Here is a 21,367-nt window from a genome sequence, read left to right on the forward strand (position 1 = left end):
CCAACGGACTTGAGGGCATTGAGAGGGATCTGATGGGAATCGAGGAGAAGCTGCCGAGCGGCTTTCTGCTCACGACCGTGGAGACGGCCGCCGGCTGGGTGCGCAAGGCGTCGCTCTTCCCGGCCACCTTCGGGCTGGCCTGCTGCGCGATCGAGATGATGACCACCGGCGCGGGCCGCTACGACCTGGCCAGGTTCGGCATGGAGGTGTTCCGGGGCTCCCCCCGGCAGGCCGACCTGATGATCGTGGCCGGTCGGGTGAGCCAGAAGATGGCGCCCGTGTTGCGCCAGGTCTACGACCAGATGGCCAATCCGAAGTGGGTCATCTCCATGGGCGTCTGCGCCTCCTCGGGCGGGATGTTCAACAACTACGCGATCGTGCAGGGCGTCGACCACATCGTCCCGGTGGACATCTATCTGCCCGGCTGTCCGCCCCGCCCGGAGATGCTGATGGACGCGATCCTGAAGCTGCACGACAAGATCCAGCACGAGCCGCTCGGCGTGAACAAGCGCCGCGCCGAGGAGCTGGGCGAGGCGCTCGCGCTGCAGGCGACCCCGGTGAGCGAGATGCGGGGGCTGCTGCGATGAACGACCAGGTACCCGAGACCCGCCGCGAGCAGCCGCACCGCGAGATCCCGGTCGAGGTGGTCGGCCGCCGGCAGGGCATGTTCGGCGCCCAGGGCACCGGCGACACCTCGGGCTTCGGCGGGCTGGTGGCCCCGATCGCCCTGCCCCCGGCCAGCGAACGCCCCTACGGCGGCTGGTTCGACGAGGTCGCGGACGAGCTGGAGGGCGCCCTGGAGGAACAGGGCCTGGACCCCGCCGAGGTGATCGAGAAGACCGTCGTCGACCGCGCCGAACTCACCTTCCACATCGCCCGCGAGCACCTGCTGCGCACCGCCCGCACCCTGCGCGACGACCCGGCGCTCCGCTTCGAGCTCTGCCTCGGGGTGAGCGGAGTGCACTACCCGGGCGACCAGGGCCGCGAACTGCACGCGGTCTACCACCTGCGCTCGATCACCCACGGCCGGCTGATCCGGCTGGAGGTCACCGCGCCGGACGCCGACCCGCGCGTCCCGTCGGTGGTCAGCGTCTACCCGACCAACGACTGGCACGAGCGCGAGGCCTACGACTTCTTCGGCCTGGTCTTCGAGGGCCACCCGGCGCTCACCCGGATCATGATGCCGGACGACTGGCTGGGTCACCCGCAGCGCAAGGACTACCCGCTCGGCGGCATCCCCGTCGAGTACAAGGGCGCCCAGATCCCGGCGCCCGACCAGCGGAGGTCGTACAGCTGATGAACACCCAGCACTACGAGGAGACGCACCGGGACGGCACCGCCGAGGCGGGTGCCCGGGACACCACCGAGGGCCGGGTCTTCACGGTCACCGGCGGCGACTGGGGCGAGGTGGTCGAGGCCGTCGGCCGGGCCGACGACGAGCGCATCATCGTCAACATGGGCCCCCAGCACCCCTCCACCCACGGGGTGTTGCGGCTGATCCTGGAGATCGACGGCGAGACGGTGACGGAGGCCCGCTGCGGCATCGGCTACCTGCACACCGGCATCGAGAAGAACATGGAGTTCCGCAGCTGGGTCCAGGGCACCACTTTCGTGACCCGCATGGACTACCTGACCCCGCTGTTCAACGAGACCGCCTACTGCCTGGCGGTCGAGAAGCTGCTCGGCATCACCGACGACGTCCCCGAGCGGGCCGACGTCATCCGGGTGCTGATGATGGAGCTCAACCGGATCTCCTCCCACCTGGTCTGCCTGGCCACCGGCGGCATGGAGATCGGCTCCACCACCCTGATGATCTACGGATTCCGCGACCGCGAGCTGATCCTGGACGTCTTCGAGCTGGTCACCGGCCTGCGGATGAACCACGCGTACGTCCGCCCCGGCGGCCTCGCCCAGGACCTCCCGCCCGGCGCGGTCGACCAGATCCGCGAGGCCGTGAAGACCATCCGCTCCCGGATGCACGAGTACGACAAACTCGCCACCGGCAACCCGGTGTTCAAGGCCCGCCTGGTCGACGTCGGCTTCCTCGACCTGCCCGGCTGCCTCGCCCTCGGCGCCACCGGCCCGATCCTGCGCGCCACCGGCCTGCCGCACGACCTGCGCAAGACCGACCCGTACTGCGGCTACGAGAACTACGACTTCGAGGTCGCGATCGCCGACAGCGCCGACTCCTACGGCCGCTTCCTGATCCGGCTGGAGGAGATGAAGCAGTCGCTGCGGATCGTCGAGCAGTGCCTGGACCGGCTGCGCCCCGGCCCGGTCATGGTGGCCGACAAGAAGATCGCCTGGCCGGCCCAGCTCGCCGTCGGCCCGGACGGGATGGGCAACTCCCTGGACCACATCCGGAAGATCATGGGCACCTCGATGGAGGCCCTGATCCACCACTTCAAGCTGGTCACCGAGGGCTTCCGGGTCCCGGTCGGCCAGGCCTACGCGGCGGTCGAGTCGCCCAAGGGCGAGCTGGGCGTGCACGTGGTCAGCGACGGCGGGACCCGCCCGTACCGGGTCCACTTCCGGGACCCGTCGTTCACCAATCTGCAGACGATGGCGGCGATGTGCGAGGGCGGCCAGGTGGCCGACGTCATCGTCTCGGTGGCCGGGATCGACCCGGTGATGGGAGGCGTGGACCGGTGACAGACGTCCAACTGGGGATGCCGGCGCTGCCGGCCGGGCCGTACCCCGAGGAGGTGCACGCCCGGCTGGCCGCCGACGCCGCGGAGCTGATCGGCCGCTACCCGGTGGCCCGGTCCGCCCTGCTGCCGCTGCTGCACCTGGTGCAGGCCGAGGAGGGCTTCGTCAGCCCGACCGGCATCCGGTTCTGCGCGGAGCAGCTCGACCTGACCACCGCCGAGGTCACCGCCGTCGCCACCTTCTACACCATGTACCGGCGCCGACCCGCCGGCGAGTACCACGTCGGGGTCTGCACCAACACCCTGTGCGCGGTGCTCGGCGGCGACCAGATCTTCGCCGAGCTCCAGGAGCACCTCGGGATCGCGAACAACGAGACCACCGAGGACGGCCGGATCTCGATCGAGCACATCGAGTGCAACGCGGCCTGCGACTACGCACCCGTGGTGATGGTCAACTGGGAGTTCTTCGACAACCAGACGCCGGAGAGCGCCAAGCGGCTGGTCGACGACCTGCGCGCGGGCCGCGAGGCCGTCCCCACCCGCGGCGCCCGGCTCTGCTCCTTCAAGGAGACCGCCCGGATCCTGGCCGGCTTCCCCGACGAACGCCCCGGCGCCGTCGACGAGTCCGGCGCCGGCGGTGCCCCCTCGCTGGCCGGCCTGCGGCTGGCCCGCGGCGAGGCCCTGCCCGGCACCGGCGGCACCCGCGTCGTCTCCCCCCGCCACGCGGGCACCGGCCAGGAAGGGAGTGAAGCGTGATGACCTCCGCCGAGCCGGCCGAGAAGCTGCTCACCCCCGTGCTGTCCGCCTCCTGGGACGACACCCGGCCCTGGAGCCTGGCCACCTACCGCCGCCACGCCGGGTACGAGGGCCTGCGGACCGCCCTCGCCATGCCCCCGGACGACGTGATCGCCCTGGTCAAGGACGCCGGACTGCGCGGCCGCGGCGGCGCCGGCTTCCCCACCGGCATGAAGTGGCAGTTCATCCCGCAGAACGACGGCAAGCCGCACTACCTGGTGGTCAACGCGGACGAGTCCGAGCCGGGCACCTGCAAGGACATCCCGCTGCTGTTCGCCAACCCGCACTCGCTGATCGAGGGCATGATCATCGCGTCCTACGCGATCCGCTGCGACCACGCCTTCATCTACCTGCGCGGTGAGGTCGTCCCGGTGCTGCGCCGGCTCCAGGCGGCCGTGGCCGAGGCCTACGAGGCCGGGCTGCTCGGCCGGGACATCCTCGGCTCCGGCCTCGACCTGGACATCACCGTGCACGCCGGCGCCGGCGCGTACATCTGCGGCGAGGAGACGGCCCTGCTCGACTCGCTGGAGGGGCGCCGCGGCCAGCCGAGGCTGCGCCCGCCGTTCCCGGCCATCGCCGGCCTCTACGCCTGCCCGACCGTGGTCAACAACGTCGAGTCGATCGCCTCGGTGCCGCCGATCCTGGCCCGCGGCAAGGCCTGGTTCAAGGGCCTGGGCACCGAGAAGTCCCCCGGCTTCACGCTCTACTCGCTCTCCGGCCACGTCACCAACCCCGGCCAGTACGAGGCCCCGCTCGGCATCACGCTGCGCCAGCTGCTCGACATCAGCGGCGGCGTCCGCCCCGGCCACCGGCTCAAGTTCTGGACCCCGGGCGGCTCCTCCACCCCGATGTTCACCGACCAGCACCTCGACGTCCCGCTCGACTACGAGGGCGTCGGCGCGGCCGGCTCGATGCTCGGCACCAAGGCCCTGCAGGTCTTCGACGAGACGACCTGCGTGGTGCGCGCGGTCACCCGCTGGACGGAGTTCTACGCCCACGAGTCCTGCGGCAAGTGCACCCCCTGCCGCGAGGGCACCTACTGGCTGGTCCAGCTGCTCAAACGGATCGAGGCCGGCCAGGGCGCCGAGGGCGACCTGGAGAAGCTCCTCGACATCGCCGACAACATCAACGGCAAGTCCTTCTGCGCCCTGGGCGACGGCGCGGCCAGCCCGATCGTCTCCTCGCTCCAGCACTTCCGGGCCGAGTACGAGCAGCACCTCGCGGAGCGCCGCTGCCCGTTCGACCCGGCCGCCTCCACCGTCTGGGCCGACGGCCCCCGCCCCGGCCACCAGTCCGCCACCGAAAGGGAGGTGCACGCGTGACGATCACAGAACCGTCCACCTCCCAGGGCGGCCAGGCCGCGGTCGAGCTGGTCACGCTCACCATCGACGGCGTCGAAGTGCGGGTCCCCAAGGGGACCCTGGTGATCCGGGCCGCCGAGCAGATCGGCACCCAGGTCCCGCGCTTCTGCGACCACCCGCTGCTCGACCCGGCCGGCGCCTGCCGGCAGTGCATCGTCGAGATCGAGGGCCAGCGCAAGCCGGTCGCCTCCTGCACCGTCCCGGTCGCCGAGGGCATGGTGGTCCGCACCCAGCTCAGCTCGCCGGTCGCCGAGAAGGCCCAGCGCGGCGTGATGGAGCTGCTGCTGATCAACCACCCGCTGGACTGCCCGGTCTGCGACAAGGGCGGCGAGTGCCCGCTGCAGAACCAGGCGATGTCCACCGGCGACGCGGACTCCCGCTTCGAGGGGATGAAGCGCACCTACGAGAAGCCGGTGCCGATCAGCAGCCAGGTGCTGTTGGACCGGGAGCGCTGCGTGCTCTGCGCCCGCTGCACCCGGTTCTCCCAGCAGATCGCCGGGGACCCGTTCATCGACCTGGTCGAGCGCGGTGCCCTGCAGCAGGTCGGTACCGGCGAGGGCGACGACTTCGAGTCGTACTTCTCCGGCAACACCATCCAGATCTGCCCCGTCGGCGCCCTCACCTCGGCGGCCTACCGCTTCCGCTCCCGCCCGTTCGACCTGGTCTCCTCGCCGAGCGTCTGCGAGCACTGCTCCTCCGGCTGCGCCCAGCGCACCGACCACCGGCGCGGCAAGGTGCTGCGCCGGCTGGCCGGCGAGGACCCGGCGGTCAACGAGGAGTGGAACTGCGACAAGGGCCGGTTCGCCTTCCGCTACGCCCAGCAGCGCGACCGGATCACCGCCCCGCTGGTCCGCCGGGACGGCGAACTCGTCGCCGCCTCCTGGCCGGAGGCGCTGGCCCGGGCCGCCGAGGGACTGCGCGGGGCCAGCACCGGCGTGCTCACCGGCGGCCGGGTCACCGTCGAGGACGCCTACGCCTACGCCAAGTTCGCCCGGGTGGTGCTCGGCACCAACGACGTGGACTTCCGGGCCCGCCCGCACAGCGGCGAGGAGGCGCAGTTCCTGGCCGCCGCGGTCGCGGGACAGGGAGTGGACCTCACCGGTGAGGGCGTGACCTACCAGGATCTGGAGGCCGCGCCGGTGGCGCTGCTGGTGGCCCTGGAGCCCGAGGAGGAGTCGCCGATCGTCTTCCTGCGGCTGCGCAAGGCCAACCGCAACCGCGGGCTCGCGGTCTTCTCGATCGCCGCGCACGCCTCCCGGGGCCTGGCCAAGCTGCACGGGGCGCTGCTGCCCGCCGCCCCCGGCACCGAGGCCGAGTGGCTGGCCGCGCTCGCCGCCGACGAGCCGCTCAACGACGAGGCCGGCCGCGCCGCCGAACTGCTGCGCACCCCCGGCGCGGTGATCCTGGTCGGCGAGCGGGCCGCCGCCGCACCGGGCGCGCTCACCGCCGTGCTGCGGCTGGCGCACGCCACCGGTGCCCGGCTCGCCTGGATCCCCCGGCGGGCCGGCGAGCGCGGCGCGGTCGAGGCGGGCGCGCTGCCCGGCCTGCTGCCGGGCGGCCGCCCGGTCGGCGTCCCGGCCGCCCGGGCCGAGGCCGCCGCCGTCTGGGGCCTGCCCGGGCTCCCCGAGCGGCCCGGCCGGGACACCGAGGACATCCTCGGCGCGGCCGTCGGCGGCGAACTCGGCGCGCTGCTGGTCGGCGGCCTCGATCCGGAGGACCTCGCCGATCCGGCGCAGGCCGAGCTGGCCCTGGCCGCCGTCCCGTTCGTGGTCTCGCTGGAGCTGCGTCCGTCCGCCGTCACCGCGCACGCCGACGTGGTGCTGCCGGTGGCCGCGGTCGCCGAGAAGTCCGGCACCTTCCTGGACTGGGAGGGCCGGGTGCGGATGTTCGAGGCCGCGCTCAAGCCGGACCAGCAGATGGGCCGTCATCTGCACCCGGACCTGCGGGTGCTGAACATGCTCGCCGACGCGCTGGGCCACCGGCTCGGCCTGCCCGACGTCCGCGCCGCCCGGCTGGAGCTGGACCGGTTCACACCCTGGACCGGCGAGCGCCCGGCCGCCCCGGCCGCCCACCCCGGTGTGCTGCCCCGCCCGGCCACCGGCCAGGCGGTGCTGGCCGGTTGGCGCCTGCTGCTCGACCGCGGCTCGCTCCAGCAGGGCGACCCGCACCTGGCCGGCACCCGGCACCCGGCCGTCGCCCGGATCTCGCCGACCACCGCCGAGGAGATCGGCGCGGTGGGAGCCCCCGCGCTGCGGCTGACCGGCCCGTCCGGCTCGGTCACCCTGCCGCTGGAGATCGGCAAGGAGATGCCGGACCGCACGGTCTGGATCCCGCTCAACTCCACCCCGGGCGGCGCCCACCGCGCGCTCGGCACCACCACCGGCCACCTGGTCACCATCGCCCCGGCGCAGGGCGTCGAGTCCGAGGAGGAGGAGAAGTGAACCCCACCGCGCACCCGCTCGCCGGGTACGACCTCGCCGCGTACGAGACGCTGGGCTTCTTCGGCCGCGACCCCTGGTGGCTGGTCCTGCTCAAGGCGGTGTTCTGCTTCGCCTTCCTGGTCGGCACGGTCCTCGTGGCGATCGTCTGGGAGCGCAAGGTGGTGGCCTGGATGCAGCTGCGCATCGGGCCCAACCGGCACGGCCCGTGGGGCATGCTGCAGTCGCTCGCCGACGGCGTGAAGCTGGCGCTCAAGGAAGACCTGGTGGTCAAGGGCGCCGACAAGGCGGTCTACGTCCTGGCCCCGATCGTCTGCGCCATCCCGGCGTTCATGGCCTTCGCGGTGATCCCGTTCGGTCCGGCCGGCAACGAGATCTCGATCTTCGGCACCCGGACGCCGATGCAGCTGACCGACTTCCCGGTGGCGCTGCTCTACATCCTGGCCACCGCCTCGGTCGGCATCTACGGCATCGTGCTGGCCGGCTGGTCCTCCGGTTCGACCTACCCGCTGCTCGGCGGCCTGCGATCCTCGGCCCAGATGATCAGCTACGAGATCGCGATGGGCCTGTCCTTCGCGGCGGTGTTCATCTACTCCGGCTCGATGTCCACCTCGGAGATCGTCTCCTCGCAGCAGCCGACCTGGTTCGCGGTGCTGCTGCCGGTGTCGTTCATCGTCTACATCGTGGCGATGGTCGGCGAGACCAACCGCGCGCCGTTCGACCTCCCGGAGGCCGAGGGCGAGTTGGTCGGCGGCTTCAACACCGAGTACTCCTCGCTGAAGTTCGCGATGTTCATGCTGGCCGAGTACATCAACATGGTCACCGTCTCGGCCGTCGCCTCCACCCTGTTCCTGGGCGGCTGGCGGGCCCCCTGGCCGGTCTCCACCTTCTGGGAGGGCGCCAACCACGGCTGGTGGCCGCTGCTCTGGATCACCCTCAAGATCCAGCTGCTGCTGTTCTTCTTCATCTGGCTGCGCGGCACCCTGCCCCGGTTCCGCTACGACCAGTTCATGAAGCTCGGCTGGAAGGTGCTGATCCCGGTCTCGCTGGTCTGGCTGGTGATGGTGGCCGCCGTCCGGGCGCTGCGCAACGAGGGCTACGGCTTCGGCGAGGTGGTGCTCTACGTCGGTGCCCCGGTCGGCGCGCTGCTGCTGCTCGGCCTGCTCCGGGACGCCGTGAAGCGCCGGCCGGAACCCGTGGACGGCGCGCCGAGCGGGGAGTTCGACCCGATGGCCGGCGGCTACCCGGTGCCGCCGCTGCCCGGCCAGCAGCTCCCGCAGGTCCCGCGCAGGCCCAGCCGCGCCCCGAAGCAACTCCAGGACGCCCTCAACGGGGCCGACCATTCCGAAGGGAGCTGAACCGAGATGTCGTCCGACCAGAACCACCGGACCGACCGGCCCGAGCGGGCCGAGAAGCCGTCCATCCTCGGACCGGCCGCCGGCTTCGGCGTGACCTTCAAGGCCATGTTCAAGAAGCGGCTCACCGAGCAGTACCCGGAGCAGAAGAAGCCCACCGCCCCGCGCTTCCACGGCCGCCACCAGCTCAACCGGCACCCGGACGGCCTGGAGAAGTGTGTCGGCTGCGAGCTGTGCGCCTGGGCCTGCCCGGCCGACGCCATCTACGTCGAGGGCGCGGACAACCAGGAGGAGGAGCGCTACTCGCCCGGTGAGCGGTACGGCGCGGTGTACCAGATCAACTACGCCCGCTGCATCCTGTGCGGCCTGTGCATCGAGGCCTGCCCGACCCGGGCGCTCACCATGACCAACGAGTACGAGCTCGCGGACTCCTCCCGCAAGGACCTCATCTTCACCAAGGAGCAGCTGCTGGTCGGCCTCTCCGAGGGCATGGTCGACACCCCGCACGCGATCTTCCCGGGCGCCGACGAGGGCGCGTACTACCGCGGCGAGATCACCGCGGCGGCGCCGGGCACCGAGCGTCAGGAGCGCACCGACCGGGAGAAGGAGGCGCAGTCGTGACCGCCGCCCCCGCCACCCTCGCCGCCGTCACCGGCGCGACCTCCACCGGCGAGGCCGTCCAGTTCTGGGTGCTCGCGGTGATCGCCGTCGGCGGCGCCCTCGGGATGCTGCTGATGAGGAAGGCGGTGCACAGCGCGCTCTGCCTGGCCGCCACCATGCTCGCCCTGGCGGTCTGTTACATGGCCCAGGGCGCGGTCTTCCTGGGCGTGGTGCAGATCGTCGTCTACACCGGCGCGATCATGATGCTCTTCCTGTTCGTGGTGATGCTGGTCGGCGTGACCAGCGCGGACTCGCTGAAGGAACAGCTGAAGGGCCAGCGGTTCGCCGCCGTGGTCTGCGGCCTCGGCTTCGGCGTGCTGCTGGTCGCCGGGATCGCCAACGCCAAGCTGCACACCTTCGCCGGCCTCGGCGAGGCCAACGCCGAGGGCAACGTCCAGGGCCTGGCCCGACTGATCTTCACCAAGTACGTGTGGGCCTTCGAGGTCACCGGCGCGCTGCTGATCACGGCCGCGATCGGCGCCATGGTGCTGACCCACCGCGAGCACGTGAAGGCCCCGAAGACCCAGCGCGAGTTGGCGGCCCAGCGGGTCGCCGACAACCTGCAGGTCCCGCCGCTGCCCGCGCCCGGCGTCTACGCCCGGCACAACGCGGTGGACATCCCCGGCCTGCTGCCGGACGGCTCGATCGCCGAGGACTCGGTGATGGCGACCCTGCGTGAGCGCGGCCAGATCCGCGACGTCAGCCAGCAGATGCTGGCGCGGATGGCCGAGCTGGAGTCCAGCACCGCCGACTGGCTGGGCCGCCCGCCGTCCGAGCGCCCGCCGGTGACCGGCCCGCGCCAGGCGCTGGAGCCGGTGGCCGCCAACCACCAGGCGCCGGCGAACCGCCCGGCGTCCGACCACGACGAGGAGGCGGAGTGAATCCGGTCAACTACCTCTATCTCTCCGCCCTGTTGTTCACCATCGGCGCCTCCGGCGTGCTGATCCGGCGGAACGCGATCGTCCTGTTCATGTGTGTCGAACTGATGCTCAACGCCTCCAACCTGGCGCTGGTCACCTTCTCCCGGATGCACGGCAACCTGGACGGCCAGATCATCGCGTTCTTCACCATGGTGGTCGCGGCGGCCGAGGTCGTGGTCGGCCTCGCGATCATCGTCTCGATCTTCCGGACCAGGCACTCCGCTTCGGTCGACGACAGCAACCTGATGAAGCTGTAGGCGGAGGGCCTCGGTGAACTCTCTCATTCCGCTGCTGGTCGCGGCCCCGCTGGCCGGCGCCGCCCTGCTGCTGCTCGGTGGCCGCGCCTTCGACCGGTTCGGCCACTGGCTGGCCACCGCGCTCGCCGCACTGTCCTTCGGCTTCGGCCTCGCGCTGTTCTCGTCCATGCTGGGCCGGGACGCCGAGGAACGCGCCGTCACCGAACACCTGTTCAGCTGGATCCCGGTGAACGGCTTCCAGGCCGACGTCTCGTTCCGGCTCGACCAGCTCTCGATGACCTTCGTCCTGCTGATCACCGGTGTCGGCACGCTGATCCACCTCTACTCGGTGGGCTACATGCAGCACGACGAGCGCCGGCGCCGCTTCTTCGCCTACCTCAACCTCTTCCTGGCGGCCATGCTGCTGCTGGTGGTCGCCGACAACTACCTGCTGCTGTACTTCGGCTGGGAGGGCGTGGGCCTCGCCTCGTACCTGCTGATCGGCTTCTGGCAGCACAAGCCGAGCGCCGCGACGGCCGCCAAGAAGGCGTTCATCGTCAACCGCGTCGGTGACCTGGGCCTGTCCATCGCGATCATGCTGATGTTCGTCGAGTTCGGCTCCTTCGCCTTCGAGCCGGTCTTCGCCACCGCCGGCAGCGCGAGCGAGGGCAAGCTGACCGCGATCGGGCTGATGCTGCTGCTCGCCGCCTGCGGCAAGTCCGCGCAGGTGCCGCTGCAGTCCTGGCTCGGGGACGCGATGGAGGGCCCGACCCCGGTCTCCGCGCTGATCCACGCGGCCACCATGGTCACCGCCGGCGTCTACCTGATCACCCGCTCCGGGGCGATCTTCAACCTGGCGCCGGACGCCCAGACCGCCGTCGTGGTGGTCGGCACGGTCACCCTGCTCTTCGGAGCGATCGTCGGTTGCGCCAAGGACGACATCAAGAAGGCCCTGGCCGGCTCGACCATGTCGCAGATCGGCTACATGATCCTCGCGGCCGGCCTCGGCCCGATCGGCTACGCCTTCGCGATCATGCACCTGGTGACCCACGGCTTCTTCAAGGCCGGGCTGTTCCTCGGCGCCGGGTCGGTCATGCACGGCATGAACGACGAGGTGAACATGCGTCACTACGGCGGCCTGCGCAGGTACATGCCGGTCACCTTCGTGACCTTCGGTCTCGGCTACCTGGCCATCATCGGCTTCCCGGGCCTGTCCGGCTTCTTCTCCAAGGACAAGATCATCGAGGCCGCGTTCGCGAAGGGCGGCACCGAGGGCTGGATCCTCGGCCTGTGCGCGCTGACCGGCGCCGCGGTCACCGCGTTCTACATGACCCGGGTGATGCTCCTGACCTTCTTCGGCGAGAAGCGCTGGCAGCCGGACGCCCAGGGCAACGACCCGCACCCGCACGAGTCGCCGCGGACCATGACGATCCCGATGATCCTGCTGGCGTTCGGCTCGGTGTTCGCCGGCGGGCTGTTCGCGTTCAACAGCTCCTTCCTCACCTGGCTGGAGCCGGTCACCGGGCACGAGGAGGGGAACTCCCCGCTCGCCCCGCTGGTGGTCACCCTGCTCACCAGCGCCTGCATGGTGCTCGGCGTCGCGCTTTCCTACCTGATGTACGGCCGTTCCGCCGTCCCGGTGGTGCCGCCCTACGGCTCCCCGCTCACCCGGGCCGCCCGCCGCGACCTCCTCCAGGACGACTTCAACCACGCCGTCCTGGTCCGTCCCGGCTCGGCGCTCACCGCCGCCCTGGTCTACTTCGACAGCCGCGGCCTGGACGGCTTCGTCAACGGCCTGGCCGCCGCCATCGGCGGCGCCTCCAGCCGGCTGCGGCGGATCCAGAACGGCTACGTCCGCACCTACGCGCTCTCCATGTTCGGCGGCACGCTGGTGCTGGTCGCCACGACTCTCCTGATGAGGTCCGTCTGATGCACTCGGATTACACACGCCGTCAGGAGGCCGAGGCATGAGCGTCCTCCTCACCGCCACCTGCGCGGTCCCGGCCGCCGGTGCGGTGGTCACCGCCGCCCTGCCGGCCGGGACCACCGAGGGTCGGCGGCGCACCGCCAAGACCGCGGCACTGGTCTTCTCCGCCGTCACCCTGGCCCTGGCCGGCGCGGTCGCCGTGCGGTTCGACCCGGACGGCGCGCGCTACCAGCTGACCGAGTCCTACAGCTGGATCCGCTCCTTCGGCATCACCTTCGCGCTCGGCGTGGACGGCATCGGCGCCGTGCTCGCCCTGCTCACCGCCGTCCTGGTGCCGGTCGTGCTGCTCGCCTCCTGGCACGACGCCGACCCGGCCGCCCCCGCGCCCGCACCCGCGCCCGAGGGGACCTTCGAGAACAGGCGCCGCACCCAGGGCTTCTTCGCGCTGGTCCTGGCGGTGGAGGCGATGGTGATCGTCTCCTTCTACGCCACCGACGTCTTCGTCTTCTACGTCTTCTTCGAAGCCATGCTGATCCCGATGTACTTCCTCATCGGCGGCTTCGGAGACCGGGCGGGCGGCCCCGACGCGGCCCGTCAGCGCTCCTACGCGGCGGTCAAGTTCCTGCTGTACAACCTGCTCGGCGGCCTGGTCATGCTGGCCGCCGTGATCGGCCTGTACGTGATCGCGCAGGACCAGGGCCTGGCCACCTTCGACCTGCAGACCCTCACCGGCGCGGTCGCCGACGGCCGGCTGCGGTTCAGCGGCACCGCCGAGAAGGCGCTGTTCCTCGGCTTCTTCTTCGCCTTCGCGGTCAAGGCCCCGCTCTGGCCCCTGCACACCTGGCTGCCGAACGCGATGGGCGAGGCCACCGCCGGCACCGCCGTGCTGATCACCGCCGTGGTCGACAAGGTCGGCACCTTCGCGATGCTCCGCTTCTGCCTCGGGCTCTTCCCGGACGCCTCGAAGACCTTCGCCCCGGCGATCCTGGTCCTCTCAGTGATCGGGATCATCTACGGCGCGCTGCTGGCCATCGGCCAGAAGGACATCAAGCGGCTGGTCGCCTACGCCTCGATCTCGCACTTCGGCTTCATCATCATGGGCATCTTCGCGCTGACCAGCCAGGGCCAGAGCGGAGCCACCCTCTACATGGTCAATCACGGCATCTCCACCGCCGCGTGGATGCTGGTGGCCGGCTTCCTGATCTCCCGCCGCGGCTCCCGGCTGATCGCCGACTACGGCGGCGTGCAGAAGGTCGCCCCGGTGCTCGCCGGCACCTTCCTCATCGGCGGCCTGGCCACCCTCTCGCTGCCCGGCCTCGCTCCCTTCGTCAGCGAGTTCCTGGTCCTGGTCGGCACCTTCACCCGCTACCCGGCGGTCGGCATCGTCGCCACCTTCGGCATCGTGCTGGCCGCGCTGTACGCCCTGCTGCTCTACCAGCGCACCATGACCGGCCCGGTCAAGGAGGGCGTCGGCGCCATCACCGACCTCAAGGTCCGCGAACTCGCCGTGGTGGCACCGCTGGTGGCGCTGACCGTGCTGCTCGGGGTCTACCCGAAGCCGCTCACCGACCTGGTCAACCCCGCGGTGAACGCGACCCTCTCGCAGGTCCACCAGACCGATCCGGCACCGGCCCACCCGGTCGCCGCCGACCACGGGTCCGGCCAGGACGGGGCCGCCCGCTCAGGAGGTGAGCACAAGTGAGCAGCACCGGATGGCTCGCCGCCGCCGGCGGCACCCAGAGCATCCCCGTACCGCACATCGAGTACGGGCAACTCTCGCCGATGCTGGTGGTGTTCGGCGCCGCCGTGACCGGCATCCTGCTGGAGGCCTTCCTGCCCCGGCGGCTGCGGCACTGGGCCCAGGTGGTGACCGCGCTGACCGGCCTGGCCGGCGCCTTCGTCGCCGTCCTGGTGCTCGCCGCCCAGGGCTACGGCACGACCAAGGTCGACGCGGTGGCGATGGGCTCGGTGGCCCTGGACGGTCCGACGCTGTTCCTCCAGGGCGTGATCCTGCTGGTCGCGGTGGTCGCGGTGCTGACCTACGCCGAGCGCCGGCTGGAGCCCAAGGCCGGGGGAGCGCCGGCCGACGCGTTCGCCGCGCAGGCCTCCGCCACGCCCGGGGGCGAGCAGGAGCGCGGCGCGATCCGGGCCGGCTTCACCACCAGCGAGGTCTTCCCGCTCACCATGTTCGCGGTCGGCGGCATGCTGCTCTTCCCGGCGGCCAACGACCTGCTGACCATGTTCGTCGCGCTGGAGGTCTTCTCCCTCCCGCTCTACCTGCTCTGCGCGCTGGCCCGGCGCCGCCGGCTGCTCTCCCAGGAGGCGGCGGTCAAGTACTTCCTGCTCGGCGCCTTCGCCTCGGCGTTCTTCCTGTTCGGCACCGCGCTGCTGTACGGCTTCGCGGGCACCGTGCGGCTCGGCGAGATCGCCGACGTCATCTCCGGCAACGCGCTGCTCACCCCGGCGCTGGTCTCCTCGACCCAGAACGACGCCCTGCTGCTGGTGGGCCTGGCGATGCTGGCGGTCGGCCTGCTCTTCAAGGTCGGCGCGGTGCCGTTCCACGCCTGGACCCCGGACGTCTACCAGGGCGCGCCGACCCCGGTCACCGGTTTCATGGCGGCGGCGACCAAGGTGGCCGCGTTCGGCGCCGTGCTGAGGCTGTTCTACGTGGCCTTCCCGGCACTGCGGCTGGACTGGCGGCCGGTGCTCTGGGGTGTGGCGATCCTCACCATGGTGGTCGGCGCGGTCCTGGCCGTCACCCAGCAGGACGTCAAGCGGCTGCTCGCCTACTCCTCGATCGCGCACGCCGGCTTCATCCTCACCGGTGTGATCGCCAGCAACCGGCAGGGCGTCGGCTCGGTGCTGTTCTACCTGCTGGCGTACTCCTTCGTGACGCTCGGCGCGTTCGCCGTGGTCACCCTGGTGCGCGACTCCAAGGGCGAGGCCACCCACCTGTCCAGCTGGGCCGGCCTGGGCCGGCGCTCCCCGCTGGTCGCGGCGGTGTTCGCGCTCTTCCTGCTGGCCTTCGCGGGCATCCCGCTGACCTCCGGGTTCACCGGGAAGTTCGCGGTGTTCCAGGCCGCGGCGGCCGGTGGGGCGACCCCGCTGGTGATCGTCGGCGTGCTCAGCTCGGCGGTGGCGGCGTTCTTCTACATCCGGGTCATCGTGCTGATGTTCTTCTCCGACCCGCAGCCGGGCGGCCCGACCGTCGCCATTCCGAGCGCCTTCACGGCGACCGCGATCGGCGTCGGCGTCCTGGTGACGCTGGGCCTCGGACTGCTGCCGCAGTACTTCCTGGACCTCGCCTCGAAGGCCGTGTTCTTCGTCGGCTGAGCGCCCACGGACCGCGCACGGGCCGCGCGCGGACCGTCCGCCGACCGTCTGCGGACCGCTCGCGGAACGCGCCCCGACGGCCCGGTCGACCGCCCCGGCGGCGGCCGGGCCGACCGCTCCGACGACCGTCCGGGTCGCGCCCCCGCGCGCGGCCCGGACGCCCCGTTCGGGTATCCGTGCTGGCCAGCGGGGACGCCCCGGGCGCGACAGAGCCGCACGCCCGTGCAGTGATCCACTCGCGACCGGATACCCTGCCTGTATGGCCAGCGGCGGCACTCAGGGACCGGGCCGCTAGATCGACCAGGGACAGAGGAGTGGTCTTCGTGACCGTCGTGGGACCCTTTGGGCTCAGCGTGCAGGACCGCGATCTGACCCGCGACGTCCAGGCCGGGATGGACGCGGTGGAGACCGCGCTCACCGACGCCGTGAAGAGTGACGTCCCGTTCATCACCGTGACCGCCAGCCACCTGATCGAGGCCGGCGGCAAGCGCTTCCGCCCGCTGCTGGTACTGCTCGCCGCCCAGTTCGGTGACGCCGGCGCGCCCGGGGTGGTCCCGGCGGCCGTCGTCGTCGAGCTCACCCACCTGGCCACGCTGTACCACGACGACGTCATGGACGAGGCCCCGGTGAGACGCGGCGCGCCCAGCGCCAACTCGCGCTGGGACAACTCGGTCGCCATCCTGACCGGCGACTTCCTCTTCTCCCGCGCCTCCCAGGTGCTCGCCGACCTCGGCCCGGAGGCCGTGCGGCTGCAGGCCGACGCGTTCGAGCGGCTGGTCACCGGACAGATCCTGGAGACCGCCGGCCCCGGCCCGGAGGACGACCCGCTCGACCACTACCTGAACGTGCTGGCCGGCAAGACCGGCTCGCTGATCGCCGTCTCCTGCCGGATAGGAGCGCTGGCGGCCGGCGCCGAGCCGTGGGTGATCGACATCCTCAGCGCGTTCGGGGAGCGGATCGGCATCGCCTTCCAGCTGGCCGACGACGTCCTGGACATCGCCAGCGACGGCCACGAGTCCGGCAAGACCCCCGGCACCGACCTGCGCGAGGGCGTGGAGACCCTGCCGACCCTGCTGCTGCGCCAGATGCCCGCCGACCCGGCCGATCCGGAGGACACCCGGCTGCGCGAGCTGCTCCGCAAGGACCTCGCCGACGACGAGCTGCACGCCGAGGCCCTGCGGCTGCTGCGCCGCCACCCGGCGCTGGAGCACGCCCGCCGGGAGACCCTGCGGCACGCCGAGGAGGCCCGCACCCTGCTGGACCCGCTGCCCGACGGCCCGGCCAAGGAGGCGCTCCAGGCGCTCTGCGACTCGGTGGCCATCCGCACCATGTGACGGTGCGGCGGCCCGGTCCGGGGCGGGCCGGGCGAAATGGGGTCCACGGTCCCGAGGGGCGCGCGGATGGGGGAGACTGACACCCGTCAGCACCGTGTCCGCACCTCCGCCCATCCGGAAGGCCGCCATGCTTCGCGTCGTCATCGCCGAGGACTCCGTACTGCTGCGGGAGGGGCTGACCAGGCTGCTCACCGACCGCGGCCTGGAGGTCGTGGCCGGCGTCGGGGACGGCGAGGCGCTGGTCAAGACGATCCACGAGCTGGCGGCCGACGGCGCGCTGCCCGATGTGGTGGTCTCCGACGTGCGGATGCCCCCCACCCACACCGACGAGGGCCTGCGCGCCTGCGTCACCCTGCGCGGCCTGTTCCCGGAGCTCGGCGTGCTGGTGCTGTCGCAGTTCGTCGAGGAGCGCTACGCCTCCGAACTGCTGGCCGGTTCCACCCGTGGTGTGGGCTACCTGCTGAAGGACCGGGTCGCCGAGGTCCGCGAGTTCGTGGACGCCGTGGTCCGGGTGGCCGAGGGCGGCACCGCGCTGGACCCGGAGGTCGTCCAGCAGCTGCTGAGCCGCAGTCGCAAGGGCGATGTGCTGGCCGGGCTGACCCCGCGCGAGCGGGAGGTCCTGGGGCTGATGGCGGAGGGCCGGACCAACACCGCGGTGGCCAAGCAGCTGGTGGTCTCCGAGGGCGCGGTGGAGAAGCACGTCAGCAACATCTTCCTGAAGCTGGGGTTCGCGCAGAGCCCGGGCGACCACCGCCGGGTCCTTGCGGTGCTGACTTATCTGAATTCCTGACCGGCTCGCCGACGGGCCGTTCCAGGGGTGCGTTCGCGTTCGAACCGAATTGTCGCTCCGTGGTCCGAAATCGGTCGTCCACGGCGTTTTTCGTGAGCTCGGCGGTGATTTTCCGCCGCATCGGGGAGTTCCGTCCAAGGCAATCCTTACCCGCATAGGATGCGAGAGGTGCACCAGGCGGACGGGGGCACACGGCTCACGCCCGCGGCTGGTGCCCACGAGGAGGTCCGCGGCAGTGACCAGTCAGGTCGATCAGTCAGAAGCAGTGGACGGCTCGGACGGCGACGAGGGCCGCTCCGGGCCCGACGGGGGCCGCTCCGGCCCTGCCGCGCCGGTCGGTCCACAGCCCCGGGGCACCAAGCCGATCCGCAGGCTGGACCGGGTGATCATCAGATTCGCCGGGGACTCCGGCGACGGCATGCAGCTCACCGGCGACCGCTTCACCTCGGAGACGGCGTCCTTCGGCAACGACCTCTCCACCCTGCCCAACTTCCCGGCCGAGATCCGCGCTCCCGCCGGAACGCTGCCGGGTGTCTCGTCCTTCCAACTCCACTTCGCCGACCACGACATCCTGACCCCGGGTGACGCGCCCAACGTCCTGGTGGCGATGAACCCGGCCGCCCTCAAGGCCAACCTCCCCGACCTCCCGCGCGGCGCGGAGATCATCGTCAACACCGACGAGTTCACCAAGCGCGCGCTGGCCAAGGTCGGGTACGCCGCGGACCCGCTGGCGGACGGCTCGCTGCAGGGCTACCACCTGCACAAGGTGCCGCTCACCACGCTGACCCTGGAGGCGCTCAAGGAGAGCGGGCTAGCCCGCAAGGACGCCGAGCGCGCCAAGAACATGTTCGCGCTGGGCCTGCTGTCCTGGATGTACCACCGCCCGACCCACGGGACCGAGTCCTTCCTGCGCACCAAGTTCGCCAAGAAGCCGCAGATCGCCGAGGCCAACATCACCGCCTTCCGGGCCGGCTGGAACTTCGGCGAGACCACCGAGTCCTTCGCGGTGTCCTACGAGGTGCCGCCGGCCAAGCTGCCGCCGGGCCGCTACCGCAACATCTCCGGCAACCTGGCGCTGTCCTACGGCCTGATCGCCGCCTCCCGGCGCTCGGGGCTGCCGCTCTACCTGGGCTCCTACCCGATCACCCCGGCCTCGGACATCCTGCACGAGCTGAGCCGGCACAAGAACTTCGGCGTGCGCACCTTCCAGGCCGAGGACGAGATCGCCGGCATCGGCGCGGCGCTCGGCGCGGCCTTCGGCGGCGCGCTCGGCGTGACCACCACCTCCGGCCCCGGCGTGGCGCTCAAGAGCGAGACCATCGGCCTGGCCGTCTCGCTCGAACTCCCGCTGCTGGTGGTGGACATCCAGCGCGGCGGCCCGTCCACCGGACTGCCGACCAAGACCGAGCAGGCCGACCTGCTGCAGGCGATGTTCGGCCGAAACGGCGAGGCCCCGGTGCCGATCGTGGCGCCGGCCACCCCGGCCGAGTGCTTCGACGCGGCCCTGGAGGCGGCCCGCATCGCGGTCACCTACCGCACCCCGGTCTTCCTGCTCTCGGACGGCTACCTGGCCAACGGCTCGGAGCCCTGGCGGATCCCGGAGGTCGACGAACTGCCCGCGATCGACCCGGACTTCGCCACCGCGCCGAACCGCGAGGACGGCGCGTTCTGGCCGTACCTGCGCGATCCCAGGACGCTGGCCCGGCCGTGGGCGCTGCCCGGCACCCCGGGGCTGGAGCACCGGATCGGCGGCATCGAGAAGCAGGACGGCACCGGCAACATCTCCTACGACCCGGCCAACCACGACTTCATGGTCCGCACCCGGCAGACCAAGGTGGACGGCATCACGGTGCCCGACACGGGCGTCGACGACCCCGACGGCGAGGCCCGGGTGCTGGTGCTCGGCTGGGGCTCCACCTACGGACCGATCACCGCGGCGGTCCGCCGGGTCCGGGCGGACGGTGGCCGGATCGCGCAGGCGCACCTGCGCAACCTCAACCCGTTCCCGGCCGATCTCGGCACGGTGCTGCGGAGTTACGACAAGGTCATCGTGCCCGAGATGAACCTCGGCCAGCTGGCGCTGCTGCTGCGCGCCAAGTACCTGGTGGACGCCGAGTCCTACAACCAGGTGCGCGGACTGCCGTTCAAGGCGGCGCAGTTGGCGGACGTGCTGTGGGCGGCGATCGGCACCCTGGACGAGGAGGACAACCGATGAGCGAGAAGTTCCCCTCGTTGAAGCTGGTCCCGAAGGCCGAGGCGCCGCAGAGCGCCAAGGAGTTCAAGACCGACCAGGAGGTGCGCTGGTGTCCCGGCTGCGGTGACTACGCGATCCTGGCCGCGGTGCAGGCGTTCATGCCGGAGCTGGGGATCAGACGGGAGAACACCGTCTTCGTCTCCGGCATCGGCTGCTCGTCCCGGTTCCCCTACTACATGAACACCTACGGGGTGCACTCGATCCACGGTCGCGCCCCGGCGATCGCCACCGGGCTGGCGACCTCCCGGCGGGACCTCAGCGTCTGGGTGGTGACCGGTGACGGCGACGCGCTGTCGATCGGCGGCAACCATCTGATCCACGCGCTGCGCCGCAATGTGAATCTGAAGATCCTGCTGTTCAACAACCGTATCTACGGCCTGACCAAGGGCCAGTACTCGCCGACCAGTGAGCTCGGGAAGATCACCAAGTCCACCCCGATGGGCTCGCTGGACGCGCCGTTCAACCCGCTCTCGCTGGCCATCGGCGCGGAGGCCACCTTCGTCGCCCGGACCATCGACTCCGACCGTCAGCACCTGCAGTCGGTGCTGCGGGCGGCGGCCGAGCACGAGGGCACCGCGCTGGTCGAGATCTACCAGAACTGCAACATCTTCAACGACGGCGCGTTCGAGGTGCTGAAGGAGGCCGGCACCCGGGACGAGGCGCTGATCCGGCTGGAGCACGGGCAGCCGGTCCGCTTCGGCGCGGACGGCGCCCGGGGCGTCTTCCGCGGCGCCGACGGCGAGCTGTTCGTCGACGCCGTCACGGCGGCGAACGAGGCGGCGCTGCTGGTCCACGACGCCCACGCGGCCGGCCCGGCCACGGCGTTCGCGCTCTCCCGGATCGCCGACGCGGACACCCTGCACCACACCCCGATCGGTGTGCTGCGCGAGGTCCGGCGCCCGGTGTACGACGAGCTGATGGCCGACCAGCTGGCCACCGCCGCCGCCGACCGCGGCCCGGGCGAGCTGGCCGCGCTGCTCGCGGGCGGCGACACCTGGACGGTCGACTGAGCCCGGCCGACGAGCGCGGCGGCGCCCCCGGCCCTTCCCGGCCTGGGGGCGCCGCCGCGCGTTCCGGCCCGCGGCTAGCCCAGCCCGGGCAGCGGGTCCTGGTCGACCTCGTAGCGGGGGACGCGCTCGGCCGGATCGCGGCACTCCGGGCCGAGGCGCAGGATGCGCGACTCCGGGTCGTGCAGGGGGCGGTGGCAGCGGCGGCAGGTCACCCGGGGGCGGACGGCCTCAGGGGTGGTGGTGCCCGGCAGCGGGTCGGGGTCGGCGGTGGTCATGGAGCCGACCGTACCCGTGGGCCCGGCACGG

Annotated in this window: 18 protein-coding genes; 17 read left to right on the forward strand and 1 reads right to left on the reverse strand. The window is 71.7% G+C overall.

All coding sequences use genetic code 11. From position 1 onward, the window contains the following. The first annotated feature begins 32 nt into the window (after positions 1-32). The 17 genes from ACFU9E_RS01485 (at position 33) to ACFU9E_RS01565 (ending at position 21,061) form a co-directional block, all read left to right on the forward strand. Positions 33-587 (forward strand): NADH-quinone oxidoreductase subunit B family protein, encoded by a 555-nt coding sequence (locus ACFU9E_RS01485; RefSeq protein WP_030300882.1) that lies wholly within the window; start codon positions 33-35, stop codon positions 585-587. Beyond that, positions 584-1,297: an NADH-quinone oxidoreductase subunit C gene (locus ACFU9E_RS01490; protein ID WP_380680027.1), complete on the forward strand. Its 714-nt coding sequence runs from the start codon at positions 584-586 to the stop codon at positions 1,295-1,297. Before ACFU9E_RS01485 ends, ACFU9E_RS01490 begins: the two co-directional genes overlap by 4 nt. Beyond that, the gene (locus ACFU9E_RS01495) at positions 1,297-2,652 is read left to right on the forward strand and encodes an NADH-quinone oxidoreductase subunit D (protein WP_380680024.1); all 1,356 of its coding nucleotides are present in this window, start codon (positions 1,297-1,299) and stop codon (positions 2,650-2,652) included. The genes ACFU9E_RS01490 and ACFU9E_RS01495 overlap by 1 nt, the downstream gene beginning before the upstream one ends. Continuing rightward, a complete protein-coding gene (gene nuoE, locus ACFU9E_RS01500; RefSeq protein ID WP_380680021.1) occupies positions 2,649-3,404 on the forward strand; it encodes an NADH-quinone oxidoreductase subunit NuoE in 756 nt (251 codons plus the stop codon). Before ACFU9E_RS01495 ends, nuoE begins: the two co-directional genes overlap by 4 nt. Then, positions 3,404-4,765 carry an NADH-quinone oxidoreductase subunit NuoF gene (gene nuoF, locus ACFU9E_RS01505; RefSeq protein WP_380680018.1) on the forward strand — a complete coding sequence of 454 codons (1,362 nt, stop codon included), beginning with the start codon at positions 3,404-3,406 and terminating at the stop codon, positions 4,763-4,765. The genes nuoE and nuoF overlap by 1 nt, the downstream gene beginning before the upstream one ends. Continuing rightward, a complete protein-coding gene (locus ACFU9E_RS01510) occupies positions 4,762-7,245 on the forward strand; it encodes an NADH-quinone oxidoreductase subunit G (RefSeq protein WP_380680016.1) in 2,484 nt (827 codons plus the stop codon). Before nuoF ends, ACFU9E_RS01510 begins: the two co-directional genes overlap by 4 nt. Next, positions 7,242-8,600: an NADH-quinone oxidoreductase subunit NuoH gene (gene nuoH, locus ACFU9E_RS01515; RefSeq protein ID WP_380680013.1), complete on the forward strand. Its 1,359-nt coding sequence runs from the start codon at positions 7,242-7,244 to the stop codon at positions 8,598-8,600. The genes ACFU9E_RS01510 and nuoH overlap by 4 nt, the downstream gene beginning before the upstream one ends. A gap of 6 nt (positions 8,601-8,606) precedes the next feature. After that, the gene (gene nuoI / locus ACFU9E_RS01520; RefSeq protein WP_380680010.1) at positions 8,607-9,218 is read left to right on the forward strand and encodes an NADH-quinone oxidoreductase subunit NuoI; all 612 of its coding nucleotides are present in this window, start codon (positions 8,607-8,609) and stop codon (positions 9,216-9,218) included. Beyond that, positions 9,215-10,138: an NADH-quinone oxidoreductase subunit J gene (locus ACFU9E_RS01525; protein WP_380680007.1), complete on the forward strand. Its 924-nt coding sequence runs from the start codon at positions 9,215-9,217 to the stop codon at positions 10,136-10,138. The genes nuoI and ACFU9E_RS01525 overlap by 4 nt, the downstream gene beginning before the upstream one ends. Further along, positions 10,135-10,434: an NADH-quinone oxidoreductase subunit NuoK gene (nuoK, locus tag ACFU9E_RS01530; protein ID WP_030300898.1), complete on the forward strand. Its 300-nt coding sequence runs from the start codon at positions 10,135-10,137 to the stop codon at positions 10,432-10,434. Before ACFU9E_RS01525 ends, nuoK begins: the two co-directional genes overlap by 4 nt. Positions 10,435-10,447: 13 nt before the next feature. Continuing rightward, the gene (gene nuoL / locus ACFU9E_RS01535; protein WP_380680004.1) at positions 10,448-12,343 is read left to right on the forward strand and encodes an NADH-quinone oxidoreductase subunit L; all 1,896 of its coding nucleotides are present in this window, start codon (positions 10,448-10,450) and stop codon (positions 12,341-12,343) included. 37 nt (positions 12,344-12,380) lie between these two features. Further along, a complete protein-coding gene (locus ACFU9E_RS01540) occupies positions 12,381-14,042 on the forward strand; it encodes an NADH-quinone oxidoreductase subunit M (protein ID WP_380680001.1) in 1,662 nt (553 codons plus the stop codon). Next, positions 14,039-15,673 carry an NADH-quinone oxidoreductase subunit NuoN gene (nuoN, locus tag ACFU9E_RS01545; protein WP_380679998.1) on the forward strand — a complete coding sequence of 545 codons (1,635 nt, stop codon included), beginning with the start codon at positions 14,039-14,041 and terminating at the stop codon, positions 15,671-15,673. Before ACFU9E_RS01540 ends, nuoN begins: the two co-directional genes overlap by 4 nt. A 323-nt stretch (positions 15,674-15,996) precedes the next feature. Beyond that, positions 15,997-17,007 (forward strand): polyprenyl synthetase family protein, encoded by a 1,011-nt coding sequence (locus ACFU9E_RS01550; RefSeq protein ID WP_355374374.1) that lies wholly within the window; start codon positions 15,997-15,999, stop codon positions 17,005-17,007. 127 nt (positions 17,008-17,134) lie between these two features. Then, complete coding sequence (locus tag ACFU9E_RS01555) at positions 17,135-17,797, forward strand: LuxR C-terminal-related transcriptional regulator (RefSeq protein WP_380688376.1); 663 nt, start codon at positions 17,135-17,137, stop codon at positions 17,795-17,797. A gap of 235 nt (positions 17,798-18,032) precedes the next feature. Beyond that, complete coding sequence (locus ACFU9E_RS01560) at positions 18,033-20,012, forward strand: 2-oxoacid:acceptor oxidoreductase subunit alpha (RefSeq protein ID WP_380688374.1); 1,980 nt, start codon at positions 18,033-18,035, stop codon at positions 20,010-20,012. Further along, entirely contained in the window at positions 20,009-21,061 is a 1,053-nt protein-coding gene (locus ACFU9E_RS01565) for a thiamine pyrophosphate-dependent enzyme (RefSeq protein WP_380688372.1), read from the forward strand. Before ACFU9E_RS01560 ends, ACFU9E_RS01565 begins: the two co-directional genes overlap by 4 nt. 74 nt (positions 21,062-21,135) lie before the next feature. Here the strand turns inward: ACFU9E_RS01565 and ACFU9E_RS01570 are convergent, their stop codons facing one another. Beyond that, positions 21,136-21,336 carry a DUF6011 domain-containing protein gene (locus ACFU9E_RS01570; protein ID WP_380690226.1) on the reverse strand — a complete coding sequence of 67 codons (201 nt, stop codon included), beginning with the start codon at positions 21,334-21,336 and terminating at the stop codon, positions 21,136-21,138. Positions 21,337-21,367 lie beyond the last annotated feature (31 nt).

It is taken from the genome of Kitasatospora sp. NPDC057595, assembly GCF_042800875.1.
In the GTDB taxonomy this organism is placed as follows: Bacteria; Actinomycetota; Actinomycetes; order Streptomycetales; family Streptomycetaceae; genus Kitasatospora.

Excerpts from the sequence above, each read along its gene's own strand:
- ACFU9E_RS01485 (WP_030300882.1), top strand. The coding sequence starts at position 33 with ATGGGAATCGAGGAGAAGCTGCCGAGCGGCTTTCTGCTCACGACCGTG.
- ACFU9E_RS01490 (WP_380680027.1), top strand. The coding sequence starts at position 584 with ATGAACGACCAGGTACCCGAGACCCGCCGCGAGCAGCCGCACCGCGAG.
- ACFU9E_RS01495 (WP_380680024.1), top strand. The coding sequence starts at position 1,297 with ATGAACACCCAGCACTACGAGGAGACGCACCGGGACGGCACCGCCGAG.
- nuoF (WP_380680018.1), top strand. The coding sequence starts at position 3,404 with ATGACCTCCGCCGAGCCGGCCGAGAAGCTGCTCACCCCCGTGCTGTCC.
- nuoI (WP_380680010.1), top strand. The coding sequence starts at position 8,607 with ATGTCGTCCGACCAGAACCACCGGACCGACCGGCCCGAGCGGGCCGAG.
- ACFU9E_RS01540 (WP_380680001.1), top strand. The coding sequence starts at position 12,381 with ATGAGCGTCCTCCTCACCGCCACCTGCGCGGTCCCGGCCGCCGGTGCG.
- ACFU9E_RS01555 (WP_380688376.1), top strand. The coding sequence starts at position 17,135 with ATGCTTCGCGTCGTCATCGCCGAGGACTCCGTACTGCTGCGGGAGGGG.
- ACFU9E_RS01565 (WP_380688372.1), top strand. The coding sequence starts at position 20,009 with ATGAGCGAGAAGTTCCCCTCGTTGAAGCTGGTCCCGAAGGCCGAGGCG.
- ACFU9E_RS01570 (WP_380690226.1), bottom strand. The coding sequence starts at position 21,336 with ATGACCACCGCCGACCCCGACCCGCTGCCGGGCACCACCACCCCTGAG.